General features: G+C 72.5%; 13 protein-coding genes. 5 read left to right on the forward strand and 8 right to left on the reverse strand.

What is annotated here, in order from left to right; genetic code table 11:
- Window positions 1-202: 202 nt before the first annotated feature.
- Window positions 203-874: a hypothetical protein gene (locus WMF17_RS15330; RefSeq protein WP_437602815.1), complete on the reverse strand. Its 672-nt coding sequence runs from the start codon at window positions 872-874 to the stop codon at window positions 203-205.
- A 698-nt stretch (window positions 875-1572) separates the two neighbouring features.
- On the opposite strand from WMF17_RS15330, the gene grxD reads away from it, so the two are divergent.
- A complete protein-coding gene (grxD, locus tag WMF17_RS15335; protein WP_437602816.1) occupies window positions 1573-1887 on the forward strand; it encodes a Grx4 family monothiol glutaredoxin in 315 nt (104 codons plus the stop codon).
- On the opposite strand, the gene WMF17_RS15340 is transcribed toward grxD, so the two are convergent.
- Complete coding sequence (locus WMF17_RS15340; RefSeq protein WP_437602817.1) at window positions 1884-2660, reverse strand: uracil-DNA glycosylase; 777 nt, start codon at window positions 2658-2660, stop codon at window positions 1884-1886. The genes grxD and WMF17_RS15340 overlap by 4 nt on opposite strands.
- A complete protein-coding gene (locus WMF17_RS15345) occupies window positions 2657-3874 on the reverse strand; it encodes an esterase/lipase family protein (protein WP_437602818.1) in 1218 nt (405 codons plus the stop codon). Before WMF17_RS15345 ends, WMF17_RS15340 begins: the two co-directional genes overlap by 4 nt.
- Before the next feature lie 220 nt (window positions 3875-4094).
- Here WMF17_RS15345 and WMF17_RS15350 point away from each other — a divergent pair, with 220 nt between their 5' ends.
- Window positions 4095-5258 (forward strand): hypothetical protein, encoded by a 1164-nt coding sequence (locus WMF17_RS15350; protein WP_437650153.1) that lies wholly within the window; start codon window positions 4095-4097, stop codon window positions 5256-5258.
- A 4-nt stretch (window positions 5259-5262) separates the two neighbouring features.
- Here WMF17_RS15350 and WMF17_RS15355 read toward each other — a convergent pair whose 3' ends face one another.
- The 5 genes from WMF17_RS15355 to WMF17_RS15375 form a co-directional block, all read right to left on the reverse strand.
- The gene (locus WMF17_RS15355) at window positions 5263-5865 is read right to left on the reverse strand and encodes an adenine phosphoribosyltransferase (RefSeq protein ID WP_437602820.1); all 603 of its coding nucleotides are present in this window, start codon (window positions 5863-5865) and stop codon (window positions 5263-5265) included.
- Window positions 5866-5903: 38 nt separating this feature from the next.
- Window positions 5904-6680 carry a 5'/3'-nucleotidase SurE gene (gene surE, locus WMF17_RS15360; protein ID WP_437650155.1) on the reverse strand — a complete coding sequence of 259 codons (777 nt, stop codon included), beginning with the start codon at window positions 6678-6680 and terminating at the stop codon, window positions 5904-5906.
- Window positions 6681-6704: 24 nt separating this feature from the next.
- Entirely contained in the window at window positions 6705-8318 is a 1614-nt protein-coding gene (locus WMF17_RS15365) for an aldehyde dehydrogenase family protein (RefSeq protein WP_437650157.1), read from the reverse strand.
- Window positions 8319-8418: 100 nt separating this feature from the next.
- Window positions 8419-10650 carry a hypothetical protein gene (locus WMF17_RS15370; RefSeq protein WP_437650159.1) on the reverse strand — a complete coding sequence of 744 codons (2232 nt, stop codon included), beginning with the start codon at window positions 10648-10650 and terminating at the stop codon, window positions 8419-8421.
- A gap of 112 nt (window positions 10651-10762) precedes the next feature.
- Window positions 10763-12577, reverse strand: coding sequence for a cytochrome-c peroxidase (locus tag WMF17_RS15375; RefSeq protein ID WP_437650161.1), 1815 nt, complete (start codon window positions 12575-12577; stop codon window positions 10763-10765).
- A gap of 441 nt (window positions 12578-13018) precedes the next feature.
- Here WMF17_RS15375 and WMF17_RS15380 point away from each other — a divergent pair, with 441 nt between their 5' ends.
- From WMF17_RS15380 to WMF17_RS15390, 3 genes are all read left to right on the forward strand, one after another.
- Complete coding sequence (locus WMF17_RS15380) at window positions 13019-14545, forward strand: TolC family protein (RefSeq protein WP_437602826.1); 1527 nt, start codon at window positions 13019-13021, stop codon at window positions 14543-14545.
- Window positions 14546-14709: 164 nt separating this feature from the next.
- Complete coding sequence (locus WMF17_RS15385; protein ID WP_437602827.1) at window positions 14710-16926, forward strand: sodium-translocating pyrophosphatase; 2217 nt, start codon at window positions 14710-14712, stop codon at window positions 16924-16926.
- Between the two features lie 94 nt (window positions 16927-17020).
- A complete protein-coding gene (locus WMF17_RS15390; RefSeq protein WP_437602828.1) occupies window positions 17021-20350 on the forward strand; it encodes an SNF2-related protein in 3330 nt (1109 codons plus the stop codon).
- Window positions 20351-20401 lie beyond the last annotated feature (51 nt).

Here is a 20401-nt window from a genome sequence, read left to right on the forward strand (position 1 = left end):
CCCGGCGAGCCGTGGCCAGCGACGCTGCCGAGCGTCGGCGCGCGAGGTCAGCGGGCGCACACCGGACGAGCCCGCGAGCAACGCCGCGACGCCAGGGGCTCGCGAGGCGCGAACGGCGGCGCCGCGCGGGGCCGCGGGATGCGTGGCAGGCGGCGTCGAGCCGCGGGATGCGTGGCAGGCGGCGTCGAGCCGCGGGATGCGGCTACTTCACGTAGATCTGGGCGACGGCGAGGCCGCTGCCCCGGACGGTCATGACGGCCTTCGCAGGGCCGCCGACGGGGAGCGGGTTCTTGAAGCACTGCCCCTTGCCGCCGAGCGTGGCGTTCGGTCCGGTGGTGTTGTCCTGCGAGAGCACCACCGGCGGCAGCATCGGCGCGGGTTGCGCGACGATCTGCAGGTTGAGCTCCTGGATGCCGAGGCCCACGCCGATGACCGAGTAGCACTTGCCCGGCTGGATGTTGAACGGCTGCTCGAGCGTCTGGCCGTCCTGGAACTGCCCGGCAAAAGCGCCGCCTTCCGGTTGCATGCCCTGGACCTCGGAGGCCGCCATGGCCGTGAGCACCGGGGTCGCGGCGCTTACCGCCGCGGGCGCGATCGGGGTCGCCTGCCCGGTGCTCGTGCCCGTCTGCGTCGGGGCGGGGGTCGTCGTGGGGGTCGTGGGGGCAGGCTGCGTGTATCCCGGCTGGGGGGGCGTCTGACCGTACTGGCCCGGCTGCTGGGGGGTCGGAGCGTACTGCCCGGGGGGGTACTGGCCGGGCGGGGCCCCGTACTGGTTCTGCATCTGCGACGGGTTGTTCGGCTCCGGGTCGCTGCCTCCGCAGGCGAGGGGCGCGAGGCCGAGCAGGGCCGCAGGGATGAGGACGTACAAGCGCATACGAGGCTCCTTCAGGGTTGTGCGGGGTGAGGCCACGACATTGGGACGCTCGCCGCACCCGCGGCGGCTCACGGCCGCTGGTCACGGGCGGTAAGACGGTTGAGGTGGGGGCGTGTTCTACAACGACTTGGCGGCGCGAGGCCAGACGCTGAGGTGCGGCCAGGCTGAAGCGTGCAGAGCCAGAGGAGAGCGGAGGTCGCCGCGGCTGGGCCGCGGACCGAGGAGCACGTTGCCGACCGGCGTGCGTCTCCCGTGCCCACGGAGAGAGGAGGGCACCGCATCGCGTCGACGATGCCCCCCCGGCCTCCCAGGCTGCGGCCGTTCGACCCTCGCCGGATGCGCTGAGCTCGCCTGGCGTCCCAGCGCGCCGCCGCTCATCGCCCCGCTGTGTTGAACGAAAGGAGGCACCCTGCCGTCGCCGCATCCGCCCGCGAGGCGCGCGCCGGCCCCCTATCTCACCGCACTGGAAGCCCTGCGGCGCTTTCGCCCAGTTGACGCGGGCGAAAGGCGACACCAAAAACCCGGTCCACAACTGCGCGTCCGGGGCGCGGCGGTCACGTGGTCCGCCTGGCGATCCAAGGCCGATACCGGCGCGAGCCCCGCCGGCCGGCCCATGCGCGGTCCGGCAGGCACGCGCCGCTTCCCTGTAGATTGAACAACGGGCGATCCCGCTCGCGGCGGGAGATCAGGAACGAGCCATGAGCGACATCCACCAGGCGATCAAGGATACCGTCGAGAGCAACCGCGTCGTCCTCTTCATGAAGGGCACCAAGACCTTCCCGCAATGCGGCTTCTCGGCCCGGGCCGTCGACATCCTGAAGAAGTGCGGCGTGGAGTTCAAAGACGTCAACGTTCTGAGCGACCCCTCGCTGCGCCAGGGAGTCAAGGACTACTCGCAGTGGCCGACGATCCCGCAGGTCTACGTGGACGGGAAGTTCGTGGGCGGCTCGGACATCCTGATGGAGATGTTCCAGTCGGGTGATCTGCAGAAGATCCTGTCGAAGCAGGGCTAGCCTCCGGATCGCTCCAGGGCACGCAGCCCCGCTGCCTCCAGGGCGCGGCGCAGGACCGCGTCGAACATGTCGCCGGTGAGCCGCCCGGTCTGGGTGTTCTGCTGGCTCACGTGGTAGCTGCCGAAGAGCCGCGCCTCCCCGGCGCCGCCGCGCGGGTCGGGGAGGCGCGCCTCCACGCCGTGCGCGAACGGAGGGAGGTGCGGGGCAGCGTCGGCGCCGCGCTGCGCGCCCTCACCGGCGGCGGACGCGCTGCGCGAACGGGCGAGCGCGCCGACGGCGTCGTAACCGATCTTGCCGAGCGCGAGGTAGACGCGCGCGCGCTGCAGGGCCGCGAGCTCTCGCTCGATCCAGCCGCGGCACGCCGCGAGCTCGGCGGGCATCGGCTTGTTGTCCGGGGGAGCGCAGTGGCAGGGGGCGGTGATGAACACGCCCTCCAGCGAGAGCCCATCGTCGCGCGCGGTGCTCGTCGGCTGCGAGGCGAGCCCCGCGCGAAAGAGCGCCGCGTAGAGGAAGTCACCCGAGCGATCGCCCGTGAACATCCGGCCGGTGCGGTTCGCGCCGTGCGCCGCCGGAGCCAGCCCGACGATCACGAGCGGCGCATCCGGATCGCCGAAGCCTGGCACGGGGCGACCCCAGTAGGTCTGGTCCCGGTAAGCGCGCCGCTTCTCCCGCGCGATGTCCTCGCGCCACGCCACGAGCCGCGGGCACCGACGGCACTCGACGAGCTCCGTCGCGATCTGCTCGAGCGCGCGCGCTGCGCCGCCGCCGCTCACGCGGCGGGCTCTCCGCTCGATCCCGTTGAGGCGCCGCCCTGCGCCATGTCCACCAGATCGCGCTCCACCACGCGCGTCTCCACGACCGGGCGCGGCGGCGCCGCCGCGCGCTCCGCGCTGCTCTGCTCGCCGGCCACCATCCCGGTCACGATCCGGTCGAGCACCGCGTCGAAGCGCAGGCGATTGAAGCGCGCGCCGCTCGCCAGCCAGTCGATGTGCCCGCCCTTGCCCGGAAAGTGGCCGACGATATCCAGGTGGTCGGCCTTGCCGGCCCAGATGAGGTCCCCCCAGACCTGCGAGGCGAGCGGGACCACGCCGTCGTTGGCGTCCGGCGGCGGCAGCTCGCCGAGGAGGCGCGCGAGCTTCTGCTCGATCGAGCCGTCATGCGAGCGACACGGGTAGTGCTCGTTCAGTCGCGCCGTGATGTTCGAGAGCGCAGTGAAGATGGCGGCCGACATCGCGCCCCACGGCGACCGGAGCGCCGACACCCAGTCGCGGACGGCGTTGCGCGGCGCGTACGTCGCGACGCTCTGGTAGCGCAGGCCCGCGCGGTCCACCAGGCCGGCGTGGAGCAGGTCCATCGCCTCGGGCATCAGCTGGACGATGGCGCCCTGGTCGTCGCGCAGGAGCTTCAACCAGGCGCGCAGATCGCGGCTCGAGGCGTCGTCGAGCACGCGGATGAAGCTCTCGATCGCGCGATCGATGAGCTCGATCTCGAAGAAGCCGAGCTGCGCCCGGCCGAACGCGGCGACGAGCGCAGACGCGGCCGCGAGCGGCGGCGCGCCGAGCTTGAGGCCCGCCACCGTGAGCGCCGTGATGGCGTAGAGGAGGCGCTGGCCGCTCACCGTGGCGAAGAACGCGGCGAGCGGCGTGCCGAAGTGAGGCGTGTTGATCGTGGTGACGGACCGCAGCCGGATCGTCCAGCCGAGCCGGCGGTGCGCGTTGCCGGGCAGGCGCACCGTGGGTGAGGCGACGAGGCGGGCGTCGAGGCCTCCCGTCGAGTGGCCGACGATGTGGATCGGGCCATCGTCGTCCCCGGCGCTCTCGTCCACGAGGCGGGCGAGCTTCGCGGCGCGGCGGAGGATGGAGGCCGTCGGATGCACCTCGCAGACGTGGATCTCGACGATGCGGCCGCGATCACGGAAGCGCTCCTCGAGCGCTCGGATGAAATGCTCGAAGTACTCGAGGGAGGCGAGGGTCGCGAAGCCGAACATGCCTGGCGATAGGTAGACGCGCGTCTTCTGCACGCGCGAGAATGTGCCATTTTCATCGCCCCTCCGCGGCATTTCCCGCGCTGCCCGGCCGCCGGCCGCGTCCGCGTCCGCGTCCGCGCCCTCCGCGAAGAAGCGGCGGCATGCCGGCCGCAAATCCGGGTAACCTGCGATCGTGGACGACTCCAGCGCGCGGGAAATCGAAGCGGCTGTACAGGAGGCCTTGGGCCTGTTCGGAACCTCGGGCGCGGTGAGCGTCCAGGGAAGGCAGATCGCGCTGCATGGGCGCGGGGCGCCGGTGGCGATCGATCTGGAGCAGCTGGTCGAGCAGTGGCCGCTCCTGCCGCGGGACCTGCGCACGCGCAAGGCGTCCGACCTGGCGCGGCGGCTCGCGCAGGCGCACCGCGCGGTCAGCTCGCTGGCCCCGCCGGCGCCGACCGTGCCGATCCGGCCGGTGCGGCACGTCGTGATCCCGATCGGCGCGGTGCTGCTCGCGGTCGTCGGCGTACTCGTCGCGGTGCGCCTGCTTCGATCGCGGGAGACGCCGGCCACGCTGCCGGCGGCGCCGGAGACGGACGTCGGCGAGGACGCGGCGCGGAACACGCGCACCTGTGAGGCGGCGCGCAAGCGCATCTACTCGGGCGCGTCGATGGGACCGTTCGAGCTCGCTGGCTGGGTCGCCGAGCTCTGGCTGGCGACGCCCCGCGGCGGCGCGGCGCAGGCCGCCGCCGGTGCCGCGGGGCAGGATGCCCTGTCCGCCGAGTCCGTGGGGCTGGGCGCGTTCATCTCCCAGGGGAAGCTGACAGCGGCCGCCGACGCCGAGCTCGCGGCGGTCACCGACGGGCTCGTCGAGATCGTCCCCGGGTTCGACGAGGAGGAGGCGGGGCGCTCGCCGTCGTGGCGCGCGATCACCGCGCGGTTCTCCAGCGGGTACGCGCGGGCATACTTCGATCCCGCGCTCCGGGCGCGCTTCGTCGCGCTCGCCGACCGCATGGCCGATGGCGCGTCCGCTGAGCTCGGCGCCCTGTACGCGCGCTGCGCGCACCTGCCTTATCACGACGCGGGCGCCTGGTTCCGCGGCCCGGATCCGGCCGCTGCGGCGACGGCGCTCGTCTATGCGTCCGGCGTCTTCGCCGAGATGCCGGCGGTCGATCGAGGGGCGCTGGCCGCGCTGCGAGGGGCGGGGCCGATCGACGCGCTGCGAGGCGCCGGCGCCTCGCTCGACGCGGCGAGCCTGGGTAAGCTCGTGGGGGCGCACGGCGGCGGCATCACGAAGGGCGGGGCGGGCGCCGTCGTCATCACGTTCCCTGTCGGCGGGCCGACCCGGGCGACCAGCGCGAGCCGCATCGTCGCGCGCAAGCTGCAGGTCGGCGTGGGGCAGGACTGAACGATCACTCGCCCGCGGCGAAGTGCACGATCGAGTAGACCCGGGCCGCGTCGCCGGCGCGCTGCGCGAGGAGCGCCCGGCCGCCGAGGAAGTCGAGCTCGACGACGAAGGCGAAGCCGGCGACCTCGCCGCCCTGATTGCGCGCGAGCTCCGCGGCGGCCGAGGCCGTGCCGCCGGTCGCGAGCAGGTCGTCCACGATGAGGACCCTGGCCCCGGGCTTGATCGACCCCTTGTGCATCTCCAGCTCCGCCGTGCCGTACTCGAGCGCGTACGCCACCCGATCGGCCGCGGCCGGGAGCTTGCCGGGCTTGCGCACGGGCACGAAGCTCGCGTTGAGCCGGGCCGACAGCGCGCCGCCGAAGATGAAGCCCCGGGACTCGACGCCGACCACGACGTCGACGTGCTCGCCGATGTAACCCTGGGCCAGGAGATCCAGCGTGATGTGGAGCGCCCGCGGGTCGGCGAGGAGCGGCGTGATGTCCTTGAAGAGGATGCCCGGCTTCGGAAAATCCGGGACGTTGCGGAGGCGGGCCTTGAGGTAGCGGAGCGCGTGCTCGGAGGGCAGGGCGTCGTGGTTGAACATGGCGCCGAGCGTAGGCGAGCGCACCCGAGCCGGAAAGCGCTGCCAGGGCGACGCGCGCGCCGTCAGCCGGTGCGACCGTCGTTGAGCTCCGCGGCGAGCTGGAGCGCGACGCCCTCGTGCTGCGCCGCGAACAGGTCGAGCGTCAGCGGGGTGACGCTGACGGCGCCCTCGTCGTAGGCCTCGGTGTCCGAGCCGGGGACGAGGTCGTGGCGCACGCCTGCGCCGCCGATCCAGAGGTACTCGTGCCCGCGGGGATCCCGGCGAAAGATCACCTCTTCGGTGTAGAGGCGCGCGCCGATGCGCGTGGCGCGCACGGGCCAGCTGCTGCCCGCGGGGATGTTGACGTTGAGCAGCGGCGCCGGCCGGCGCCCCTCCGGCCCGGCGGCGCGGTGGAGGGCGAGGGCTAGCTTCACGCCGAGCGCCGCCGCGGCCGGGCGCGACGCGCCCGCGTCGGCGGAGAGCGCGATCGAGGGGATGCCGCGGAGCGCTCCTTCGCGCGCTGCGGCCACGGTGCCCGAGTAGAAGATGTCCGAGCCCAGGTTGAGCCCGTGGTTCATGCCCGACACGACCAGATCCGGGCGGCGCGGCAGCACGCGCGTGCCGGCGTGGAGGGCGACATAGATGCAGTCGGCGGGCGTCCCGTCGACCGCGAACACGCCGGGCGCGGCCTCCTGCAGCCGGAGGACGCGGTGCAGGCTCAGGGAGTGGCTCGTCGCGCTCTGGTTGACCGCGGGGGCGCACACGACCACGTCGGCGTGCAGGGCGAGCTCGTCGCGTACCGCGATCAGACCCGGGGCCGAGTAGCCGTCGTCGTTGGAGAGGAGGATCAGTGGGCGCATGCGTTTCGCTCGATGGCCCCCGCATCAGCTGCCGAGCAGGCGCCTCGCGAACGCGGCGACGAGCTCGACCAGGGCGCTCATGCGGCCGAAGAAGCCGGCTCCACCTCGCGCCCGCGCCATCGCGAAGGCGACGGTCCGGAGCGCCGGAGTATAAGGATACCACCACAGCTCGCTCTTCGCTCTGCTGCGGTCCTCGAGGAAGAAGCGCGGCCGCGTCAGGCCCGAGAGCGCGTGCGGGCTGCTCGTGATACCGGAGCCGCTGTCGCCCGTCCCCGTCCACGGAGCGGCCGGGAGCGCGCCCGTGAAGCCGTGATTGTTGATCGTCACCACGCCCGAGCGCAGCCGCCGCGCGAGCGCATGGGCTCGCTCGTAGCCGCGGGTCCAGAGGCTCGTCGTGAGCGCGAAGCGGGACGCGTTGGTGCGGGCGATCGCCTCCTCGGCGTTCTTCACGACCATGACGGGGAGGATGGGGCCGAACGTCTCGTCCTGGAGCAGCGGTGTGTCCTCGCGCTCGATCTTGACGACCGTCGGCGGGAAGGCGAGCGATCCTGCTGCCGGCGCGCCGCCGGCGAGGACCTCCGCCCCGCTCTCGACGGCCGCGTCGAGCTGATGCCGCACGATCTCGGCCTGCCGCGCGGTCGTCATCGCCCCGACGTCGACGCCGGCCCGGAGCTGCCCGGTGAGCGCGACGACGCGCGCGATGAAGCGATCCGCGATCGCCTGTTCGACGTAGACGCGCTCGATGGAAGCGCAGTTCTGTCCGGCGTTCGTGAAGGCACCCCAGACGACGCCGCGCGCGGCGCGCTCCAGGTCGCAGTCGTCCAGCACGATGGCGCTGTCCTTGCCACCGAGCTCCAGCGACGTCGGGACGAGGCGCTCGGCGCACGCGACGGCGATCTTCTTGCCGGTGGCGACGCTGCCGGTGAAGACGACGAGATCGACGCCGGCCTCGATGAGCGCGGCGCCGACGTCGCTGCCGCCCTGCGCGACGCCGAGGACACCCTCCGGGAGCAGCCCGTCGAACAGCGACGCCACGAGCGCGCCGGCGCGCGGCGTGACCTCGCTCGGCTTGAAGACCACGGCGTTGCCCGCGAGCAGCGCTGGCACGATCGTGCGCAGCGGGATCGCGACGGGGTAGTTCCAGGGCGTGATGAGCGCGACGACGCCGCGCGGGTCCCTCCGGATGCGCCCGACTTTGCCGGGGTAGGCGAGCGCGTCGAGATCGACGGGGGACTCGTCGAGCAGCTCCTCGATGGACAGGGTCCAGTAGTCGACGAGATTGGCGTTCGGCAGCACCTCGGCCAGCGCGGCTTCCTCGATCGGCTTGCCGCACTCGCGATGCAGGAGCGCTGCGATCTCTTCGGCCCGCGCGAGCAGGCGCTGCTTGACCCTCGCGATGAGCTCCGCCCGCTCCCGGATCGGGATCTCGGCCCAGGTGACCTGCGCCGCCCGCGCCCTCTCGACGATCATCGCGACGGCGCTGGGCTCTGTCCCCGCGACGGCGTCGAGGGGCTCTCCTCCTGCCGGGCTGCGCGTCGGGAAAGGTCCAGCGCTCGCCGTCCTGCCGGACGCCGGCGAGGCCGCCGCTTCGCTCGCTGCCGCGCAACCCTCGCCGATGGCAGCTGTCTTGGATTCCATGGGGCGCCGAGCCTAGCACCGCGCTTCTGCCCCCCTGCAGGGCGTGTGGGCCGCCCTCGAGGGGGGCAGGGGTTCTCGAGCGGACCAGCGCGGGGGGCTGCTACGGGGCGGGGTCGGCCGTCGAGGCGGGAGGCGTGGCCTCTTCGGCGGGGGCCGGCGCCGAGCCCTCGTCGTCAGGAGCGGCGGTGCCGGCGGGGTTGGCTTTCCGCTTGGCCGGCGGGTCCGTCGACGGGGTTGCCATGGTGGCAGCGATCGACAGGACCGTCTTCTTGCGGCAGCCGACGATGACCGCCTGACCCGAGGAGAGCCACGCGGGGCTCGACACCTTCTCCGTCGTCAATTTGCCGAGCCGCACGTAACGCGTCCCGCAGGGCACGTCGAGCGTCTCTCCCGTATTTCCGGCGAGTGAGCCGTTCACGTACACGGATGCCTGCTGGGGCGAGTTGACCAAGAGATGACCACGGTTCGGCGGCAGATCCTCGGCGCTACCCGCAGCAGGCGCCGCGGTCTCGGCCGGCGCCGCGGTCTCGGCCGGCGCCGCGGTCTCGGCCGGCGCCGCGGTCTCGGCCGGCGCCGGTGCGGCCGCGGTCTCGGCCGGCGCTGCGGTCGGCGTCGGAGGCTGCGCCGTCACGTCCTGCGTTGCGCCCGGGGTGGTGTCGGGGACGACGTTCGGGAGGGGCGCGGGCTCGGAGCCGAACAACCCGAGGCGATGCGCAACCGCTGCGCCGCCCACGAGGAGCGCCACGGCCGCGATGAGGATGCCCACGCGGGAACGCGGGCGCGGAGGCGGGCGATCGGTGACGCTTGCGTCGGCGGGCGGACGCGCGGTGACGCGCTCGGACGGCTTCAGCCCCTTCTCCGTGGTGATGGGCGGGTCCTTGGTGATGACCTTCGGGAGGAGATCGCGATCGACCGGCTTCGACCTGGAGTTGCGATCCGCTTCCTCGTGCGCGTCCTTGGGCAGCACCCCCGGCGGCGCCTCGACGGTCTCTTGATCCTGGATCGAGCGAGCGATCGCCTGGGCCTCGGACCGCGCGGATCGCACGGCCGTCTCCTCGTCTTCAAGGCCTTCGGGGCGAGAGCGAATGACGGTGGCCTCGTCCTCGAGCATGCCGCGGATCACGGTCGGCTCGTCGTCGACCATATCGCGGCTGAGCTCGCGCTCGGTGGCAGGCTCTCCGAACGCGCGCCGTGTGGCCGCGGTGACCTGCTCCGCCTTGGGGGTGACCGGTTCCGCGGTGGACGCCACGTGGGCCGTGACCGCGTCCAGCGCGAAGGCGCCTTCCTTCCCGACAGGCGTGGTCGTGGCGGGCGCCTCGGCGCGGTCGGGCAACGACCTGCGCTCGGCGCGCGCCTCGTGCGCTGCGGCTTCCGGCGTCTGCCTGCGCTCGACGGGGATCTTCAGCGCTGCAGCCGACCTCTGCGCGGGCTCCGGCTCGTCGGGGAGGAGCCCCGCGAACGAGAGCTCGCTGTCGCTCTCCGCCACCATCTTCCTTCCCGCGGTGTCCTCGTGCGGGAAGAACGGCTTCGTTTCTGCGCGCGGACTGGAGCCGCGGGCGGGGGGCACTGCCGGACCGGCAGAGAGCGCGTCCCTGCCCTGGCCTGACCTGGCGGCCGGCGCCGTGACCTTGGCCGCGGGTCGGGTCGCCTCTCTCGGCCTGGGCTCGGCGGGCTCCGCGGGCGGGCGGAAGGTCTCCTGGGGGCCGGCGTCACGGGCTTCGCCCCGCGGGAGATCGAGGGAGGCCCCGGGCCTCGCGGCCGGCTTCCCGGGGTAGCTGGGAGGCGGCGCCGGAATCCGCGCCGGGGTCGCGGCCGCCGGCTTGCCGGCCGGCGTCTTGGCTGCGCTCGCGGCGGGCGTGGCCGCTGCGGCCGTCCTCACCGCAGGCTGTGGCGGCGTCTTCGCGGCAGGCTGCTGCGGCGCCTTCGCGGCCGCGGAAGGATGCCTCGCGACCCCGCCGGCCGCGGTCTGCGGCGCCTGAGCGGCGGGCGGCGCGGCAGCCTGGCGCGCATCGCCGGGCAGGCCCGAACCGTCGATGCTGCCGACGTCGTCCAGGAACGGCTCGGGGGCGCGCGGCGCGGACGGCCCGCCCAGGGCGACCGCGCTGGCCGCACCTGCCGGCCGTGCTTCGTTCGCCGGCGACGTTTCTGGCGCGATCAACCTGACGTTGGGCAAGGCCGCGCCCGCCGTGGCGATGGCGCCGGGCGCTTCGCCGCGGTGCGGGACGAGCTCCGCGGAGACCGGGAGCTGCGACCGGGTTCGAGGCGCAGCGGTGTTCCGCTGCACCCGCTGGAGGAGCGCTTCGAGGGTGGCGACTTTTTCGGCGACGTTCACGCCGCGTCAGCATATCGCGGCTCGGCGCTCGTTACATCATTCGCGGTGAGGGAGGCGCGATCGGGCAGATTCCCCGGCGAAAATCCAGCCGGGGGGCCGGTGGGGCGGGGGGTCAGAGGGTCTCGAGGTAGGCGACCAGATCGTCGATCTGGTCCTCGGCGAGGTGGGACGTCTTGCCGTGCAGGTCGCCGCCGCCGCAGGCGGGGTTTGTGAACCGGTCCCTCAGCGACGTGGCGCATCCGTCGTGCATGAACGGCGCGCGCGTGCCGATGCGGACCAGCGACGGCACCTGGAAGGCCTTGCCCGTGCCGACGTCGAACGACTCGTTGCTCGTGAGCTGAGCGCCCGCGTGGCACCGCGCGCAATCCACGGTCTTGTCGTGGAAGACGGCTTCACCTCGCGCCACGGCGCCCTGGTCGGGCCCCAGCGACACCGGCGGAGCGGGGAGGCTGTCGATCCACCGGGCGAAGAGGTTCACCCGGCGCGGCCCCTGGTGCACGCCGCCCATGCGGCGCTCGAAGACCTCGTTCATGATGGCCTCGATGCCCGACATGTCGCCGTCCCAGTGGAACGGCGCGGTGTTGAGGATCCCGCCGCTCACGAACTGGGTGCGCCGGGGCCCGATGGGGTTGAAGACCCAGGTATGGCCGTCCTCGCCGCCTTCCGGATGGCACGACGCGCAGGCCATCGGACCGGCCGCGTTCCGGTGGAACATCTCGTGGCCGGTGTCTCTCCGGCTCTCCCCGGGGAGCGTGATGACGCGGTTGCTGGAGATGCCGGGGATCCCGAGCACGTGGATGCCCGCCGGCTCGCGCGTCTGCACGATCACGGCGTCGCCGGCGAACGCGACGGCGGTGGGCTCGCCGTTCACCGCCATCCGCTGCTGCGCATCGATGCAGGTTCCCTCGCCCTCGAAGCCCATGTTCGCGTTCAAGGTCGTCGGGGTGGTGATGAGGATCTCGTTCGTGCCGGCCGCGACGACGGCGTACGATGCGCCGTCGGCCGACACCGCGAGGTCGACCGGGAGGGTCGCGGACGGGAGGGCAGGGGACGCTCTCGGCCCGTCGCCGGAATCGGGGGTCCCGACCTCTGACACCGTGCTGTGCACGATGCTCCCGTCGCATCCGCCGGAGCTGTAGCCCCCCTCGACGATCTCGACGGGCGCGATGAGGGCGCGCTGGTGCACCATCGCGACGCCGCCGGACGGCAGGCCGACCGTCCGCCAGGCGACGGTCGGAACGAACTCCTGTCCGAACAGGTTGAACTGCGGGATCTTCTGCCGCTCCGCGACGCTGCCGTCCGCGTCGACGGTGAGCAGCTCAGCCGCACGGAACTTGCTGACCAGGAGCCGCTCTCCATCCACGACGACATCGCGCAGGTCGCGATCGAGCTGCAGGCGGCGCGTCGCGTCTCCGGGGCCGGCCGGGAGCGTCACGAGCTCGCCGCCGAGGCAGGCGACGTGGAGCTCGTCGGTCCTCGCGTCGTAAGCGATCCCCCTCGGGGCCGGGCACGCCGCGCGCCGCTCGACGATCTTCCCGCTGTCCGCGTCGACCGTGACGATCGCGCTGCCGCGGCGGAGCGCGACGTGGAACCGCCCCGCGTCGTCCTCGACGACCCGGCCCGGCTCATCGCCTTTCTCCAGCACGATCTCCGCGGTCAGCTTCTGCGCCTGCAGATCGACGATCCACACCCGGTCGCGATCCGGATCCGAGGCCACGGCCCTGACAGCGCTCCTGCTCACGGCGAGCGTCCCACCGCTGATGGCGGGCGGCGGCTCAGCCGCGATCGCGACGCTCCCGGGATCATCGACCTGGGGGGGCTCGTCCTCACCGAGATCCCAGGGAGCGCAGGCGGCCAACGATGATGCGCTCGCGAGGATGGCGAGCATCGGGGAGAAGCTGCAGCGCGATGCAAGCAGTCTATGCATTGAGGCCTCCGGTCAGCCGCCAAGCAAGATGGCGGCCACTTGATGAGATGTTCTTCCATTCGATCGAGCGCCGCAATAAGCGTTGCCTCCGAGTGAGCGACGGATTTCTGCCGTCCACGACGCGCGTGAACGGGTACGAACGCTGTCTTGGACGAGGGGCCCCCCTCCCGGGAGCCGGTCGTCATGTCCCGGCTGTCCTGGCCCAGTGCGGCACGGCATGACGAACACGTCAGACCATGGTGCCAGCGCGGTCTTGGACAGCGCGGGGCGCCATCACGCGTTCATGTGCGCCTGCGCCGCCACGGGCGTCGTGGGACGAGAGCGCAGGCTGCGCGGTCACGTTCGTGGGACGGTGGCGCGAGCGATCGCCGAGGCGCGATGGCGCGGGATCGCCTGCGATCTTGACGGGTGCTGTCACCGCCCATAAGTGACCGACCGGTCATGAAAAGCACCGCAATCCCGTCTCGACGCAGCCTCTCGCTCGCTTCGACGCTCGCCGGGCTGCTCGCCCTCGGGCTCATCGCACAGCCCGCCGCCGCGCAGCCGGTCGCCCCGCAGCCCGCGCCGGCGCCTTCCGCCCCGGGGGAGCCGCAGCCCCTGCAGGCTCCCGTCGCTGCGGCCCAGCCGGCGGCGCCGAAGGCCGATCCGCTCGCCACAGCGCTCGCGCCCCAGCCAGGAGGGCTGACGCCGGACGACGTCGCGAAGGCCGCGCTGCGGACGCGCGCGTCGCTCCGCGCCAAGCAGGCCGACCTCCGCGCGGCGTCGGCGAGGGTCGACCAGGCGATGGTCAATTTCTTTCCGCGGGTCACGGTAACGGCGACGTACACCCGGCTGTCCGAGGTCGAGAACCCGCTCGCCGACCTGTTCGCGAGCATTCCGGGGCCGGGCGGACAGCCTGCTATCGAACCCTACAACGCGGTGAACACGTACGCGCTCACGGCCAACCTCGCCGTGCCCATCTCGGATTACGTGCTCCGCCTCTCGCAGGCGTATGCATCGGCTTCGCACGCGGAGAGCGCGAAGAAGCTCGAGCTGCAGGCGGAGACGCTGCAGGCCGCCGCCGACGCGAAGCTCGCGTTCTTCAACTGGGTCCGCGTGAAGGGCCAGGTCGTCGTCGCAGGCGAGGCGGTGTCTCAGGCCAGAGCCCACGTCGAGGACGCGCGCCGCACCTTCGAGGTGGGGCTGCTCTCGCGCGCCGACGTGCTCCGGCTAGAGGCCCAGGTGGCCGGCGCGGAGCAGGTGCTCATCGAGGCCCAGGCCGCGCTCCTGGTCGCGGACGACCAGATCCGGATCGCGCTCGGGGCGGCGCAGGACAGGCCGCTCGCCCTCGGGATCGACGTGATGGGCAGCGCGCCCGCGAAGCCGCCCGCCGAGGCGCTCCCGGCGCTGTTCCAGGAGGCGCTCCAGAAGCGCCTCGAGATCCGCGCCCTCGACGAGACGCAGTACTCGCTCGAGAAGGCCGAGGCGGTCACGCGGGCCGGCTACTTCCCGCGCGTGGACGCGTTCGCCGACCTCACCTACGCGAACCCCAACCAGCGCGTCTTTCCGTCGCAGAACCAGTTCGACATGACGTGGGCCGCCGGCGTCCGCGCCACCTGGGTGCTCAACGACGTCTTCACCACCGCGGCCGCCTCCGCCGAGGCGAACGCCCGCACCACGCAGGTCGCCGAGCAGAAGGCCGTGCTGCGCGACGCCCTCCGGCTCGAGGTGGCGTCGGCGTACGCCGAGCTGAGCAAGGCCGCGAGCAGCATCGAGTCCGCCGAGCGCCAGCTCGCGGCGGCTGCGGAGTCGATGCGCGTCAGGTCCGAGCTGTTCCGGGCCGGGCGAGCCACGAGCGTCGACGTGGTCGACGCGGAGACCGAGGTCACTCGCGCGCGGCTGCAGCAGCTCAACGCGCGCGTCGGCGCGCTCGCCGCGAAGACCCGCCTGGACCACGTGGTCGGACGCGATGCGAATGACGTGAAATGACCGAGCTGCGCGCGTCGTCTTCGCTTGCACGGCCCACCTGGCCGGAGTAGGGAAGGCGTGCGTCGCTGCAGCGTGGGTTCCTGCGGCGCTTCCGCGGGCACCGCCCGCACTATCCCTCACCGGCCGAGGTAGCGCGTCCACGGTGCGCGCCCGGTCCGCCCGTCATGACGGAGCTTGCGCTCATCCTCAGCGGCGGCCTGATCGGGCTCGCCTTTGCGGTCTACCTCGCTCGCTGGGTCATCGCGCGCCCCGCGGTCGAGCCCGAGATGCAGCGGGTGGCCGCGATCATCCAGGGGGTCGCCGAGGCGTACTTTCGCCGCCAGAGCAGCGTGATCGGCGCGGTCTCCGCGATGCTCGGCGGCGCCATTTTCCTCGCGTACGGCCTCCTCCGGCGCGCCGGGGAGAATAACCCGGTCCCGGCGCTGGAGCTCGGGGTCTGGCTGACGCTCTCCTTCGCGGTCGGCGCGGCCAGCGCGGTCGCGACGGGCCGGGTCGCCACCTGGATCGCGCCTCGCACCGGCGTGCGCGTGGCGAGCGGCGCCCGCCGCTCGCTCGACCTCGCGCTGCAGATCGCCCTCCGCGGGGGGGCCGTGTCGGGGCTCTTCGTCGTCAGCATGAGCCTGCTCGGCCTGGGCGGCCTGTTCGCCGCGGTCCTCGCGTTCCGCGGCGGCTTCGGGTCCGAGCCGGCCGAGGCGCTCGCGCTCGCGCCGACCATCCCCTGGGTCATCGCCGGCTACCCCCTCGGCGCCTCCTTCGCCGCCCTGATGGCGCAGCTCGGCGGCGGCACGTTCGCCAAGGCGGCCGACCTCGGCGCCGATCTCGCGGGCGCGGAGGTCGGCCTCGACGAGGACGACCTGCAGAACCCGGCCACGATCGTCGACCTGGCCGGCGACACCGTCGGCGACTGCGCCGGGCGCGCGGCGGGCGTCTTTGCCTCGACCGTCGCCGAGAACGCGGGCGCCATGGTGGTCGGAGCCATGCTCTTCCGCAGCAACGCCGGGCTCCCGAGCGCCCTCGCCGTCGTGCTCTTTCCGCTGGTCAGCCGCGCGTTCGGCCTCATCGCGACGCTCTTCGGCGTGATGGTCGTCAAGACCGACGACCGCGAGGACGCCTCCAACGCCCTCCTGCGGGGGCTCTACGTCACGGCCATCCTGCACGCCGTCGGCATCGCCGGGGCCGCCAAGTGGCTGCTCGGCGCCCACTGGGTGGTCTTCTTCGCGTGCGGCGTCATCGGCATCGTCACGGGCATCGGCGTGCTGCACGTGACGCAGTACTACACCGAGCAGCGGCACCGCCCGGTGCGCGAGCTCGCCGAGGCGGCCCGCAGCGGCTCCGCGATGGCGGTGCTGCGCGGGCTCGCCATCGGCCTCGAGAGCTCGGTGCTCCCGCTCCTCGTCGTCGTCGGCGCGACCTTCGGCTCCTACCTGCTCGGCGCCCGCTCCGGGCTCGCCTGGGGCGGCCTGTTCGGGACCGCGGTCGCCACGATGGGGATGCTGGGCACGGCGGGCTACGTCCTCGCCATGGACGCGTTCGGTCCCATCGTGGACAACGCGGGCGGCATCGTCGCCCTGACGGTCGCCCGCGAGCGGCCGGACGTGCGTGGACGCACCCTCGTCCTGGACGCGGTCGGCAACACGACCAAGGCGCTCACGAAGGCGTACACGGCCGGGGTGGCCGCGCTCGCCTCGCTGCTGCTCGTCGCTGGTTACCTCGACGAGTCCAGGCGGCGCGCGCTGACGTTGAGCGCGCCGAGCAGCGGCGAGACGACCGCGATGGTCGTGCGCCTCGACCGGCCCGAGGTCTACCTCGGCGCGCTGGTCGGGATCCTCCTGGTCTTCTGGCTGGCCGGCCGCTGCATCCGCAATGTGCTCCAGGCCGGCCGCCGCGTCCTTGATGAGGTGAGGCGTCAGACCCGGGCCCGGCCGCCGGGCTTCGTCGGCGATCACGAGCCCTGCGTCGAGATGGTCTCTCGGGCGGCGCTGCGCCATATGATCGTGCCGGCCCTCGTCTCGGCGGCGGTCCCCGTGGTCGTGGGACTTGCCTTGCGCTTTGCAAGGACGGAAGATAATCCTCTGGTCGCGGCGGATTCAGTCGCGGCCCTGCTCATGGCCGCGACGGTCGCAGGCGTCCTCGGGTCGCTCTTTTTGGGGAATACCGGGGCGATCTGGGACAATGCGAGGCAGTACATCGCTACCGGCGCGCACGGGGGGCGCTACCTCGTCGACGAGACCGGGGCGCGGGCGGACAACCCCACCTACGGCGCCGCCGTCGTGGGCGACACGATCGGCGATCCTCTCAAGGATGCGGCCGGCCCAGCGATCCACGTGCTCATCAAGATGCTCCCCGCCGTGACCATCGTGTTCTTGCCGTTCTTCATCTGATGACGGTTCTTCATCCAGCGGGATCCGCCAGGGATCCCGTCCACCCGACCCATCCCGGCGAATTGCCGCCGCACCCGTATCCCGAGCCCACGACGTGCCGCCTCCGATCTCCGACGCACTCTCCACCCTCAGCGATCGTGGCCTGCGAAGGCTCCTTGGCGCCCGCACTTTTCTCCGCGGGCTGGAGTACTTCCGCCGCCGCGTCGTCGAGGACATCTCCATCAACGAGACGATGGCGAGCGGCACCGTCCGCGCCGCCGACTCCGAGCCGTATCCGGTCAAGGTCGAGCTTTCACCCGATGGAATCCAGTCGCAGTGCTCCTGTCCGGCCTTCCAGAAGGCTGGCCAGCATTGCAAGCATGTCGCGGCGCTGCTCATCAGCATCCGCGATCAGGCGCGAGGCGCGCAGCCCCGGCGCGAGCCGCCGAGCCCGGCGCTCGTCCCGCAGACCGCCCACGCCGGCGGTGACGCCCTGAAGCGCGTGCGCCGGCGTGACCGCCGCGGGCGACTGGCGATCACGCCGTCGGTGCCGGTCCCGACCGTCGTCGGCACCCACGGGCCGCCGGGCTCCGGCGTCGCCTTCACGGCGCCGATCCTGGACGCCACGGCCAAGCAGACCGGGATCGGCGCCTGGCTCCCGCCCGAAGGGGTCAGCGGAGCCCGGCGCGTGGAGTTCCGCCTCCACGTCCGGCAGGGGGCGCTGACCGTCACCGTCCTCGACGCCGAGGCGCGCGTCCCGGTGCTGCCCTCCGCGGCGCTCGCCTGGCAGGCGCTCTATCCGACGCCGGACCGGGACGCGCTCCGGCTGCTCGCCCGGTTCGAGAGCGGCAACCCGCGCCACCCGGCCGTCGACATCCGTGGCGAGGACGTGGCCGAGCTGCTCCCGCTGCTGGAAGGCCAGCGCGTGCTCCTCGAGCCGGCGCTGATGCAGCTCCGCTTCGGCGAGGACAGCCTGCGGCCGCGTTTCGACCTCGAGACCGTCGGCGGCGACACCATCATCGTCAAGGCGAGCTTCGAGCGGGGGAACGACAAGCGCCGCTTCTCGCTCTTGCAAGGCGGGTGGTTCGAGGGCTGGCCGGGCTGGCACATCGACACGCAGGAGGGGCTCGCGCGCCGCATCGACAAGCGCGTCTCCCCCGCGGCGATGCGCCGCCTGCTCCGCTCGCCCACCATTGGCGAGCCGATGAGCGAGCTGCCCCGCATCATCATGCAGGGGCTGCCCAAGATCGCGCTCGAGGTCGGCGCCGAGCTGCCCGACCTGAACCAGATCGCCGAGGTCGTCGACCTCGTTCCCACGTTCCGCATGCGCGCGGGCGGCTCGCTCATCGAGGCGCGCGTCACGCTGTTCGCCGCGTACGGCGACGCGGAGGTCGCCGTGCGCGCCGACGGCATGTCGCCCCCGGTCCTCGTGCAGCCGCCCGAGGAGGGGATGAAGCGCGCCCGCTGCATCCGCGTGGACATCGCCGCGCAGCAGGACGCGGCGAGCAAGCTGCTCGCCCTCGGGCTCAAGCCGGACGAGACAGGCCAGGGCTTCATCGCGAACGGCGATCAGGCGCTCACGTTCTGGACCGAGGGGCTCGCCGAGCTCCCCGACGACTGGGATCTCTTCGTCCCTGAGGATCTCGTCGACACGCAGGTGCGCGGCAGGCCGATCGGCGTGTTCGCCAAGGTCACCTCGGGGATGGACTGGCTGAACGTCAAGCTCAGCTTCGAGAGCGAGGGCGTGGGCGTCGATCGCGACGAGCTGCGCCGCTGTCTCGCCGAGGGCAAGCGTTACGTCCGCCTCGAGGACGGTTCGTTCGCCGCGTTCGACCCTGACGCCGTGCGCGCGATGCTCGATCGCGAGGTCGAGCTGATGATGGCGGCCGGCAAGAACGGCCGGCTGCCGCTCGCGCAGGCCGGGCGAGTGCACGAGCTGATCCAGCACGCGAGCGGCTCGAACGTGACCGCCTCCGCGCGCGAGCTCTTCCACAAGCTCAGCAATATCGACGAGATCGGCAGCACCAAGCGGCCCCGGAACCTGAAGGCGACGCTCCGTCCCTACCAGGAGGCCGGCCTGTCATGGCTCAAGTTCATCCATGACATCGGCTCGGGCGGCGTGCTCGCCGACGACATGGGCCTCGGCAAGACGGTCCAGACGATCGCCCTCCTGCTCGCCGTCAAGCAGGAGGAGAAGCACATGCGCGCGCTGATCGTCGCCCCGACGAGCGTCGTCACGAACTGGGAGCGCGAGCTCGCCCGGTTCTCGCCCTCGCTCTCGGTGGCCCTCTGGCACGGCGCGGATCGGAAGGACCAGATCGACGAGGTGAAGGCCGCCGAGGTCGTGATCACGAGCTACGCGCTCCTCCGCCGCGACGAGGACTTCCTCGCGCAGCTCGATCTGACCTACGCCATCCTCGACGAGGCGCAGCACATCAAGAACCCGATGAGCGCCACCGCCGCCGCGGCCAAGCGGCTCCGCGCGAAGCGCCGGCTCGCTCTGACGGGCACGCCCATCGAGAACCGGCTGTCGGAGATCTGGTCGATCTTCGACTTCGTCTCGCCGGGCCTGCTCGGCTCGCTCGACAAGTTCGAGGCGCGCTTCTCGCGGCCGATCGAGGCGGGCGACTACAAGACCGCGCAGCGGCTCCGCGCCGCGATCCACCCGTTCATCCTGCGCCGCACGAAGCAGGAGGTCGCCAAGGACCTGCCGGAGAAGATCGAGATGGACCAGATCTGCGATCTCACCGGCGAGCAGCGGGCGCTCTACATGCAGGTCGCGCGCGAGGTCCGGGCGCAGGTCCTCGGCGAGGTGGAGCGCGTCGGTCTCGCGAAGAGCCAGCTGCAGATCCTCGCGGGCCTCACCCGCCTGCGGCAGGCGGCCTGCGACCCGCGCCTGCTCGGCTTGCCGCGCGAGTTCGGCGACGACGACTCGGGCAAGCTCATCGCGGTCCGCGAGCTCATCGCGAACGCCGTCGAGGGCGGGCACAAGGTGCTCGTCTTTAGCCAGTTCGTGATGATGCTGAAGCTCATCGAGAAGGCGATGAAGGAGGATGGCGTCGCGTACGAGTACCTCGACGGGTCCACGAAGGACCGGCCGGAGCGCGTCGATCGCTTCCAGGGCGATCCGAGCGTGCCGGTCTTCCTCATCAGCCTCAAGGCAGGCGGCACCGGCCTGAACCTCACCGCGGCCGACACGGTGATCCACTTCGATCCGTGGTGGAACCCGGCCGTCGAGCAGCAGGCCACCGACCGTGCCCACCGCATCGGACAGACGAAGGTGGTCACCGCTTACCGGCTCATCGCCGCGGGCACGATCGAGGAGAAGATCCTGCTGCTCAAGGACAAGAAGCGCCAGCTCGTCTCCTCCGTCCTCAGCGAGGACGCAGGCGGCGCCAAGAAGCTCACAAAGGCCGACCTGGAAGAGCTGTTCGCGGTGGACTGACCGGACCACGGCGCGCGCCGGGGGGGAGCGCGCCGCTCGCGGCTGCGGGGG

The sequence above is a fragment of the Sorangium sp. So ce362 genome (assembly GCF_051519845.1).
Classification (GTDB): Bacteria; Myxococcota_A; Polyangia; order Polyangiales; family Polyangiaceae; genus Sorangium.

Bases quoted from the DNA above. Each gene is read 5' to 3' on its own strand.
- WMF17_RS15330 (WP_437602815.1), bottom strand. From the start codon at position 874: ATGCGCTTGTACGTCCTCATCCCTGCGGCCCTGCTCGGCCTCGCGCCC.
- grxD (WP_437602816.1), top strand. From the start codon at position 1,573: ATGAGCGACATCCACCAGGCGATCAAGGATACCGTCGAGAGCAACCGC.
- WMF17_RS15345 (WP_437602818.1), bottom strand. From the start codon at position 3,874: ATGTTCGGCTTCGCGACCCTCGCCTCCCTCGAGTACTTCGAGCATTTC.
- surE (WP_437650155.1), bottom strand. From the start codon at position 6,680: ATGCGCCCACTGATCCTCCTCTCCAACGACGACGGCTACTCGGCCCCG.
- WMF17_RS15365 (WP_437650157.1), bottom strand. From the start codon at position 8,318: ATGGAATCCAAGACAGCTGCCATCGGCGAGGGTTGCGCGGCAGCGAGC.
- WMF17_RS15375 (WP_437650161.1), bottom strand. From the start codon at position 12,577: ATGCATAGACTGCTTGCATCGCGCTGCAGCTTCTCCCCGATGCTCGCC.
- WMF17_RS15380 (WP_437602826.1), top strand. From the start codon at position 13,019: ATGAAAAGCACCGCAATCCCGTCTCGACGCAGCCTCTCGCTCGCTTCG.
- WMF17_RS15385 (WP_437602827.1), top strand. From the start codon at position 14,710: ATGACGGAGCTTGCGCTCATCCTCAGCGGCGGCCTGATCGGGCTCGCC.